Annotated in this window: 11 protein-coding genes, 2 tRNA genes and 1 pseudogene; 10 read left to right on the top strand and 4 right to left on the bottom strand. The window is 48.8% G+C overall.

The window, feature by feature from the left end; all coding sequences use genetic code 11:
- From AB7U36_RS12100 to AB7U36_RS12090, 3 genes and pseudogenes are all read right to left on the bottom strand, one after another.
- A pseudogene (locus tag AB7U36_RS12100) lies at positions 1 to 307 on the bottom strand (DNA translocase FtsK); the annotation flags it as partial.
- Positions 308 to 649: 342 nt separating this feature from the next.
- Entirely contained in the window at positions 650 to 1,993 is a 1,344-nt protein-coding gene (locus tag AB7U36_RS12095; protein ID WP_428160027.1) for an N-acetylmuramoyl-L-alanine amidase, read from the bottom strand.
- Between the two features lie 178 nt (positions 1,994 to 2,171).
- Positions 2,172 to 2,258 (bottom strand) — tRNA-Leu (locus AB7U36_RS12090).
- 506 nt (positions 2,259 to 2,764) lie between these two features.
- Here AB7U36_RS12090 and AB7U36_RS12085 point away from each other — a divergent pair.
- The 10 genes from AB7U36_RS12085 to AB7U36_RS12040 all read left to right on the top strand — a co-directional run bounded on the left by AB7U36_RS12085 (position 2,765) and on the right by AB7U36_RS12040 (position 9,112).
- Positions 2,765 to 4,006, top strand: coding sequence for a tyrosine-type recombinase/integrase (locus AB7U36_RS12085; protein WP_428160026.1), 1,242 nt, complete (start codon positions 2,765 to 2,767; stop codon positions 4,004 to 4,006).
- Complete coding sequence (locus tag AB7U36_RS12080) at positions 4,003 to 4,674, top strand: hypothetical protein (RefSeq protein ID WP_428160025.1); 672 nt, start codon at positions 4,003 to 4,005, stop codon at positions 4,672 to 4,674. The genes AB7U36_RS12085 and AB7U36_RS12080 overlap by 4 nt, the downstream gene beginning before the upstream one ends.
- A 136-nt stretch (positions 4,675 to 4,810) precedes the next feature.
- Positions 4,811 to 5,014, top strand: a complete 204-nt coding sequence (locus tag AB7U36_RS12075; RefSeq protein ID WP_428160024.1) for a helix-turn-helix transcriptional regulator — start codon at positions 4,811 to 4,813, stop codon at positions 5,012 to 5,014.
- 2 nt (positions 5,015 to 5,016) lie between these two features.
- Positions 5,017 to 5,145 (top strand): hypothetical protein, encoded by a 129-nt coding sequence (locus AB7U36_RS12070; RefSeq protein ID WP_428160023.1) that lies wholly within the window; start codon positions 5,017 to 5,019, stop codon positions 5,143 to 5,145.
- Positions 5,138 to 7,069, top strand: a complete 1,932-nt coding sequence (locus tag AB7U36_RS12065) for an AAA family ATPase (RefSeq protein WP_428160022.1) — start codon at positions 5,138 to 5,140, stop codon at positions 7,067 to 7,069. Before AB7U36_RS12070 ends, AB7U36_RS12065 begins: the two co-directional genes overlap by 8 nt.
- The gene (locus AB7U36_RS12060; RefSeq protein WP_428160021.1) at positions 7,066 to 7,464 is read left to right on the top strand and encodes a hypothetical protein; all 399 of its coding nucleotides are present in this window, start codon (positions 7,066 to 7,068) and stop codon (positions 7,462 to 7,464) included. The genes AB7U36_RS12065 and AB7U36_RS12060 overlap by 4 nt, the downstream gene beginning before the upstream one ends.
- A gap of 29 nt (positions 7,465 to 7,493) precedes the next feature.
- Positions 7,494 to 7,718, top strand: a complete 225-nt coding sequence (locus AB7U36_RS12055) for a hypothetical protein (protein ID WP_428160020.1) — start codon at positions 7,494 to 7,496, stop codon at positions 7,716 to 7,718.
- Positions 7,715 to 8,209: a hypothetical protein gene (locus AB7U36_RS12050; protein ID WP_428160019.1), complete on the top strand. Its 495-nt coding sequence runs from the start codon at positions 7,715 to 7,717 to the stop codon at positions 8,207 to 8,209. The genes AB7U36_RS12055 and AB7U36_RS12050 overlap by 4 nt, the downstream gene beginning before the upstream one ends.
- Entirely contained in the window at positions 8,206 to 8,400 is a 195-nt protein-coding gene (locus AB7U36_RS12045; protein ID WP_428160018.1) for a hypothetical protein, read from the top strand. The genes AB7U36_RS12050 and AB7U36_RS12045 overlap by 4 nt, the downstream gene beginning before the upstream one ends.
- Before the next feature lie 16 nt (positions 8,401 to 8,416).
- A complete protein-coding gene (locus AB7U36_RS12040; RefSeq protein WP_428160017.1) occupies positions 8,417 to 9,112 on the top strand; it encodes a hypothetical protein in 696 nt (231 codons plus the stop codon).
- Positions 9,113 to 9,339: 227 nt separating this feature from the next.
- Here the strand turns inward: AB7U36_RS12040 and AB7U36_RS12035 are convergent.
- A tRNA-Leu gene (locus tag AB7U36_RS12035) sits at positions 9,340 to 9,427 on the bottom strand.
- Positions 9,428 to 9,465 lie beyond the last annotated feature (38 nt).

Raw genomic sequence — 9,465 nt, 5'->3', positions numbered from 1 at the left:
CATCCGTTTTTAAGGGTATTGACTCTAAAGAAGCAGGCAGATCGACAACAGGATCACCGGGAGGTATTTTGAGAGGCTCATGGGCTTTAAGCAGTTCATCATATCTGTTTCGAAGCCTGACATACCGATCTGCCAGGTTCAGATTGGCCAGCAGCAGTTTGACATATGCATTGGGCTTATTCTGTCCGTCAAAGGTCTTGTCCGCTTTCTCCATTTCAGCGATCATCACCGTTGCAATACGTTCGGCATCACCCTGCCCAATCTCCCCACCAATCTTAAATTGATACTCTCCGCATTCGGTTCTCAAACACAAAAGATTGTTATCTAAGCTATAATTCTTATTTTCCACGCTAAATAATACTTTCCTGGAATAAGTACTTATGAACAACGGCCGACACGGTCATAATCGGTCAGCCCACATCAAATCCGTTAAAAATCCAAACCGTTGCCGTTAATCTTTCATTAAAAGATACCGAGCACAGCCGCATATTTTATATCATAACCTATGCCGGGATTCCAGGCAGTTGAAATATTTCCGTTTTCGCTTTGACACAAATGCCCGCCGTGGCGGGATTTAAGTTTTCCCATATCAATTATGTGTAAGGGAGGATAAGGAATCGGAAAAAAAGCTATTGCCGGTTTCCTGCCATTAACCCGCGGTTGGGAGGTAAACACCTGTTCCTTTAGGCAAATCCTTGAAATCCGGAATCCTGTTGCCCTGGACCGGACCCCGGCCCGGAATATGGTAAACGGTTCCGGGATCTTTAAACTTTGCACCGGCTATCCCATAGGCCGTTTTATCTTTTGTTATGATAAAAGGGCCTTTATACCCCACCACCAGACGGGTACCTGACGGCAGGTCATCCCAGTCCGAAATTGCACATCCCCTCAAAATCCGATCCGAGGGAAGAAAATAAATGGTGGAGGCAGCATGGTAAGCCTCTCCAGCATGGCACCTGGCGGTCATCCGTCCGGAAATGATTTTTATGATGTCTTTAGCCTCTTGCCGAACTTGTGCCGTCTGCTGGTTGAGCAATACCTTTGTGCCCACGGGCAAACGGTCCCAGCCCAAACTTGAGGCAACCCTGTCACCCGCCAGGGTGTTTCCGCCAGGCAGCACATAGACCGTGCTGGAGGCATTATAATCGTCACCGGCAATGGCCCAGGCAGGATTTCGTTTAGAAATGACATCGGATTTCAAGACTTGAAACGCCGTATTGCCTGTATAAGCAACAGCACCGGAAGCCGAATAAAACACCTGAGCCAGCATGGGATCCGGTGTAAGGCGACCAGCCCTGACATCAGGATCAAAAGGCCAGGTTGGCCCGAGTCCTGCCCGGGTTCTGTCAAAATTTTTCGCACATTGTTTACGCCCTCTGTGATTGTTGGAAAACCATGGATTGGGTTTGCCGTATGCAATCTGACTGTGGGTCAGAATATCTTTATCCTGAAGTCCATAGGCCCGTTTAAGCATCAACAGCAGCATCTCCGCAGACGTGTATTGACTGGTGGTCAAGGGGGCATCGTGGTAGCCGACAAATTCGATGCCCACGGAGATATCGCTGACATCAGACCTCCCGTCCCACATGGACAGGCCGGCATGGTCAGCCCGGTATTTTTTATCCAGAATCCGGTAAACCGTCCCGTTCCTGGCAATAACATAATTGGCATGCCCGCCGGGTGTGGTCCGGCCGTTTTCAAACCGCTTGCCTCTGGAAACCACTCTTAAAGTACTTTCCAGTTCCAGCTCGGAAGTATGCACGATGATCAGCCGGGTCCTGGTGCGTACCTTTTTTTTAAAGCTCGGATTGATCCGTGAACCGTAATCTATAATGCGGCTCTGGAAACGGACAAGGTCTGGATCAGGATAGGAGGCTTGTCCAACCTGACACGAGGGCATTGTCAACAGTATTATAACCAACAGCAGGACAATAACCGGTACCAGGGCAGAACCCTTTGAAAAATAAAAATTGTCAGAAAGTTCGATATTCATGGGTCCAAATTATATCAGTACAGGTCCGAGATTGCAAAGGTACTTCATATAAAGAATCCAAAAAAGGAAGATTTTATATCCACCGGTATTAAGGAATGAATACAAAATAAGGAGATCATTTTAAAAAAAGAAGGGTTTTGACTTTTTATCTAAAATAGCCAAAACCCTTCCTGGAAGCTGGTACCGGAGGTCGGACTTGAACCGACAAGGCCCGAAGGCCGGAGGATTTTGAGTCCTCTGCGTCTACCAATTCCACCACTCCGGCGTAGAGCCCTTTTTTTAATGGAATTGTGTCTGCTTGTCAATCCCCAAATTCACTGCCTTAATTTAATATATTTTTCCGATGCCGATTTTTAAATTTTTGTCAGGGTGTTTTTGATTCCAGACTCTACAAAAAGAGTAACCTGGGGACGGCAGGCACGATATATGCTGACTTGAGTTCTGTTCATGTGAACAGGTTACCGGATTAGGCAAAAAAAATCAGCTGGGCACAATTTCAGGCACAGTGACCGCATCCAAAATAAAAAGGCTCGCAACTGAAACGCTGAAAGCCTTGATATTATTGGTACCTGGGACGAGAATTGAACTCGTACAGTGCTAAGCACCGAGGGATTTTAAGTCCTATGTATAGCTATAATATGGCGTTTGATGGGGTTGATGTAAGTAAGGTAATGCTTGACTTTAAAGGGCTTTTGGTTTATTTTGATCCCATGTTGTTTGATGGTTTTTGAAATAATCTGCTTACATAGTGCTTACACGGGGAGAAACGCCATGCCAAAATTCACCAAGAAATTTATTGAAAATTTGGAGCATCCAGAATCCGGCCAAGAACTTATCTGGGATGACGAAATCAAGGGGTTTGGTATCCGGTTGACCAAGGGGGCCAAGTCTTATTTTGTCCAAAACCGGGTTAATGGAAAGGACCGGCGCGTTACTATCGGGCGACACGGCGTTTTTACCCTTCAGGAAGCCCGGCAGGAAGCCAAAAAACAGTTGCAGGACATGGCAATGGGCACAGACCCGGCAATGGTGAAAAAGCAACAGAAATTAAAGGGTATCACCCTGGGGGCTGCTGCTGAGATATACAAGAGGGAGAAGCGAACCAAGGGGCGTTTACCGCTGAAAGACTCAAGCAAGCAGGATATCACCAAGCATGTGGGCCGGACATTCAAAGACTGGCAAGACATCCCTATTATTGAGATCACCAGGGAAATGGTAAAAAAGCGTTACCAGAAGGCGGCCAAAACATCCACAGCACAAGCGAACCAGGCTTTTCGGATACTGAGGGCCATATACAACTTTACGGCGGAGGAGCAGGCGGATATTGTGGTTTTTCCTGACAATCCAGTGAAGGCACTGAAAAACCATTGGGGACACGTACCGGCCAAAAATTCCCGGATACCAGCGGAGAAGGTGGGCAGGGCATACAACTATTTGAACAAACTGCGGGAGTGGGCCACAACACCGGGCCGGGCGGCGGCGGATTTGTGTCTGTTCCTTCTGCTGACCGGATGCCGGTTTAATGAAGCTGCGGCCCTGCCCTGGGATAACGTGGACCTGGAAAAAGGCACCTGGACGTTACCGGACCCCAAAAACAGGCGGCCCGTTACCTTTCCACTGGCCAGTGCTGCCAGTGATATTCTGGAAGCCCGGCCAAGGGAAAATGAGTTTGTCTTTTATGGATCTGGGAAAACCGGCCATGTAACCGATGCCAGGAGCACCATGAAAAAGCTATCTGATGAAATCGGGGAACAAATCACCTGTCACGACCTGCGGCGAACCTTCCTTTTAATCACTGAGGAGCAAAACGCGAGCGTGGATTTTATCACAGCAAAGCTGTTGATGGGCCACAAATTGGAAAATACCGATATCACAATCCAGTACAAAAACACAAGCGACCTGACCCGGTTCAAAGGAGAAGTTGAGAAAATAGCGGCATGGATCGAGCGTCAAGGCAAGATTGCGGAAGCGGATAACGTGGTTGATATCAATACCGCGAGGCAAAGGGCATGAAACTTTTACTCGATTTTCTTAACGTCAAATCGTGGACCGTTGACGAACTTCTGACCCTTTTCAAGAGGCACAGTATCAAGTGGTCAGTGGCTGGGTATGCTCAGGGGTATGAGAACCACTTTGATTCAAAGGCATTCCCGGGCAGGATATTTTTTCTTGAGCGTTCATCTTTCTGCGACGATTTGATTGAAAGCGGGGCCGGTGATGTTGTTACGCCGGAAGATATCGAAGGATACGACCGCTTTTTTAACCATTTTGAAGATGTCATGCAGGAATGGTTTGAGCGTATGGGCCGCACCACCAAAGACGGGCCGGACGTGGATATTTTGAATCAAACCCTGAAGATTGCGCGCATTGGGGTATCCAACGATAAAAATCCGTGGGTTGCGGAGTTGACCTACCAGGGGGGAGCCTCTTTTTTCATCGAAGATGTTCTGGCGCTTGACTATCTGAAAACCTTTGTTGAAAACCAGGGCGCTGTAATCAAAAAAGCAAGGTTGTGCAAAAACCCGCAATGTTTTAATTGGTTCATTTATAATCGTCCAAAACAACTCTTTTGTTGCGACACATGCCGACTCAGCTACCACCACCGGGCGCGTGTCAAGTCTGGCGAACATGCAGCCTATCAGCGAAAAATGCGACAGGTGAAACCAGCAAGCTATCAATAATTTTTTTTTGCCCAGCACCATGCAAACGATACTTAATCAAATAACGTAACATATTGATTACATGGCACTTTTTCTTGACGTGTGTGTCAATTCTGTCTATCATCATGCCATGATCTCAAACAAAAGGAGTCAAGACATGGCACAGTCAATTCAATCCAATTTACTTACTCGTGAACAAGCAGCAAACTACCTGAGCTTGAAAAAATCGACCCTGGAAGCCTGGGCCGTCAGAGGCGGCGGACCTTCAATGGTGAAAATGGGAAAGGCTGTCAGATATCGCCTGGCGGACCTGGAAGCCTTCATTGAATCCCGGATAAGACAGAACACAAGCGAGGCGTAACAATGGCTGAAAAAACAGCGACCCGGCAAGCCGAGGGGAACGGCAAACCGGGTCAAAAAAGTGTTACTGTCAATAAAAATAATACCACCACCGGCGCGAAAAATCAAGCGAAAGGGGGCTGCGATGATTGAAGCTATCCAAGCGGCCATTGCCGGAAAAACCCCTAATGCTGCCGGAGATGTCCGGGGCGACTGTCCGAAATGCGAAGGCAAGCAGCGTGACACCCTGGGCGTGAATACCACCACCGGCGCTTATCACTGTTTTAGGTGCGATTTCCGGGGAAATTATCTCAAGGAAAAAAGAGCCGCAAAAAAACCCATGGCGCAATTCCTTATCGAGCAGGCCATACCAGTTGGGAGCCACCCTTACACCGAAAAAAAACAGATTCGACCGGACAAAATACTTCAGGACAAGCACGGCAATTGGGTTTTGCCTTTCCAGGATAGTGAAGGGCATCTTCAAACAATCCAATTCATTAACCCGGAAGGTGTAAAAAATTTTCTAGGCAAGGTCAAAAATAACAACCGGGGGTTCAAGGGCGCGGCCCACATCATCGAGGGCAGCAAGGATACCATTATTTTTTGCGAAGGTTGCGCCACCGGGTGGAGCATACACCATGCCAACGGCGCAATGGTTTTTTGTTGCGGCAGTAAAGGCAACCTTGACCCTGTTTTGGCCTGGGCGGTTGGCAAATATCCAGACTCAAGAAAAATTGTTGCAGGCGACAATGACAAGTCCGGCGATGGGCAGCGGGTGGGATCGGCAGCGGCCAGAAAATACAAGGTTCTGTTCGCCTGCCCTGGCACCATAGGAGATTTCAACGACATGGCGATTGATGCCGGTCTGGATGCCGTGAAAAATGTTCTGGACAATGCCGTGGCACCTGGCCCGGATGATGGCGTAAAAATCCCGGACGGTATCAGTGCTTCGGACCTGCTGGAAAAGGTTTTCCCAGATCCCAAGTGGGCTGTCAAGGGAGTATTGCCAGAAGGTTTGACTATCCTGGGCGGCAAACCAAAAGCCGGTAAATCAATCCTGGCGCTTAATTTATGCCTTCAAATTGCCCTGGGCGGCAAGGCAATGCAGAGTGTCCCGGTTGAGCGCGGAACCACCTTATATTTGGCCCTGGAAGATGTTCAGCGGAGATTGCAGGATCGCATTGGGAAGATGCTTGAATACGACCCGGCACCGAAAAACTTATTACTGTTCACCGAATGGCCCAGACTTGGCGAAGGCGGCGCAAGAGCCCTTGACAAAGTCTTGACGGACAATCCAGATACCAGACTCCTTGTAATTGATACCCTGGCAAAAATTCGGCCGCCATCCAAAAGCAACGGCAATTTATATTCCGATGATTATCAAGTCATAGACACCGTGAAACGCCTTGCCGACAAGCACGAAGTGGCCGTCTTGATTGTCCATCATTTGCGGAAAATGGAAGGTGATGACGTCTTTGACACTTTTTCCGGCACCCTGGGTTTAACCGGCGCTGCGGATAGCCTGATGGTGATGCGGCGCAACACGGCCGGGCAGATGATACTTTCTTTGAGGGGGAGAGACGTCGAGGAGCAAGAATATGTCCTTGATTTTGATCCCATAATGTTCTCATGGAAAATCACCGGGAAAGCCGTTGATATCAAGTCAACCGATGAACGGCAAAAGCTGTTTGACTGTCTCAAGGCTGCTGATGGACCCATGACCCCAAAACAGATCACGGAAGCCACCGGCCTGGATCACCAGTATGTGAGAAAAAACCTGCCTAAGCTGTGTGAGGAAGGAACACTCAAAAAAGAAGGTTATGGGAAATATACCTATATAAATAAAGGGAACAGTGGCAACACCTGCAACAGTTGCAACACCGGCAACAGTGGCAACAGTTGTGAAAGTGTTGCCGATACCTGCCCAAGTGTTGCCGGGGGGGATTCTGACCGGCAACAGTTTAAAGCCAGCAATGACGGGGCGTTAAGCGGAAGTGTTGCCATTGTTGCCACTGTACCACCAGAGTGTGGGAACAATTGCAAGTATGCGGCTTATCCCGATGAGGTGACCTTATGATTCTTTTTTTTGAGAATCGCGGCGTTCAAGTCAACGCCACCCCAGAAGGTGGTTTGAATCTCAAAGGATTGTCTGGCCTAACTGATGAAACCCGGCAGGAGGTTTTAACGTTTGCCCGGGAGAACAAGGCAAGTATCTTGTCAGAGTTGGCAGGTTTCCTGAAAGTTCAGGAGGGGCCAAGACTTGGCTTTTCCGTAAAACTGGGGAAAAGTGTGGAACCGGACACCTGCCGGGCCTGCGGGGAAAACGCATGGTGGAGAAAAAACGAACCAGATTCAAAAATAATTTGTGGGCGATGCCACCCACCGGCACAGGGACTGGATGTCATATATCCGTTGGACAAAAGGCCGAAAAATACACCAAAAAAAAGACGTATCGGGAACGATACCAATTAGTTAACAAAAACAGGAAGTTAGGAGAAAGTATGGCAAAAGCACGAGGGCTTTCCCTCAAGAGTTTATCGGATTTGAGGCGGTTTGTCGGCAAGATTGCCAATGAACTGTACAGAGACGAAATTGACGTTAACAAGGCCAAGGCGCTGGGTTATCTGACAAATGTTTTAAAGGATATCATTACAGATGAGGACCTGGAACAGCGGCTCGAAGCGATGGAGCGGGCGCTAAAAATCCAAAGGAGCGACAATAAATGAAAATTAATGAAAACCTGCTGGAACACCTGACCCCGAAGCAGCGGCTATGCCTGGCGTTTGAAGCTCAAGCGCGGGGCGATGAAGCAGAGTATTTACGGTTGGCGGACACCTGCCCGAGAAAGACCTATTCAGGGCCGGATTTGATGTTCCGTGGGTCTTTCGATGCGATCACGGGCTTAAGTCTTGCCACCGAATGCGATCTGCGGGGACATGCCCTGTCATGGTTGCTTGCGCTTCGGTCGGGGGAACCGGAAACGGCGCGTGAAATCCTTGCAAAGATGAAAATTTTAAACCAGGCGTTGGTGGACATCCTGCTTGATTCTGGACTTTCGGATGAGGCAATCCAAGCAGCACGACCAGAAACCCATTTTGTGGTCGAAAACCTGCTGGCGATGGCGGGTGAGGGCGAACCACCGGACCAGGCCATGGTTTCGATTTTTGACCAGTTGCGGGAGCAAATACCTGTGTTGAAAAAAACGAGGGGACTATGAAATTACCAGCCGTAAACAGCTACCGGCAACGGACCGCACAGCAAACAGTCAAGCACAAGTGGCCCAATACCCTGGATGCCGGAAAAATCAAAAAAGCACCGGAGCAATACCCGACTACCACCCGGGAGCCCACAGAAGAAGACCAGACCCGGCCAAGTGATTTTGGTTGGATTTCAGGTAACCCATTTTAAAAAAAGGTGAAACACGATGAAAGATGATACAATGGCCGCTATTCGAAATTTCCGGAACCTGTCCGCACAGATGGAGACCGAGCTTAAAAAGATTGATCCGGGTTTGAGAGATGGCATCCGGAAAGAACGTGAGGCCCAGGTGCGGGAGAAATATCAGGGGCATCTTGACGCGAACCTTGACAAGATCAGATCAGGCCGGGCTCACTTCGAAGCGGCCAGGGCCAGGGAAGCGGACCCCATGAAAGCATTGATTAAAAAAGCGTGGGCGACCAATGACACCCGGCCGGGCATGGGTGCCGTATGTGCTGCCCTGGAAACCATGGGACCGGAGGCGCAATTAGAGCTTGCAAGAGAATTAAACCACCCTATTATAGCCTTACGAGCCGTTTCGAACATCCAAAAGATGGACATCCCACCCCTGGACAGGATCAACCTGGGACCGGCAATAAGCTCACTTATTGCCGGACATGTCGACATCGCAAAAATCCGGGACTATGCCATGGAAGAACTGACTTGTCTTGAAACCGAATTTGAGGCAATGCGATCCGAGGGAGCCGAATCCCACAAGATTTTGTCGATGGGACACCGGATTTCCGTCATGAAAAAGATCATTGCCACCGGCCAGCTTCCGAAATCAGAACGGGTTGATTCGTTGACGCATGGGGACCCACAAGAACGCTTGAACGCGGCCAGAACCACGGTTGGTGATTAATTGATAACCTGACCCCGGTACCGGCACCATGAAGCCCCTGGGAAAACCCGGGGGCTTTTTTTGTGCCTGGGAGAGACCCGGACAAGCAGACAGGTTAAAAAAAAAGACTGATTACATTTTGATTACACGGGCAAAAAATTTTCCTGCTGCTTACATAGTGCTTACATGGGATTTGGAGGCAATAAAAAAGGGGTTGTGGCTTTTTGCCGTAACCCCTTGTTTTTATTTGGTACCTGGGACGAGAATTGAACTCGTACAGTGCTAAGCACCGAGGGATTTTAAGTCCCTTGCGTCTACCAGTTCCGCCACCCAGGCATTTAATGATGTGAAAAATATATTATTGCGCATGGATT

The sequence above is a fragment of the Desulfobacter sp. genome, from assembly GCF_050177295.1.
Note: the sequence above shows the minus strand (reverse complement) of the source record. Positions and strands in the feature narration are given on the sequence as shown.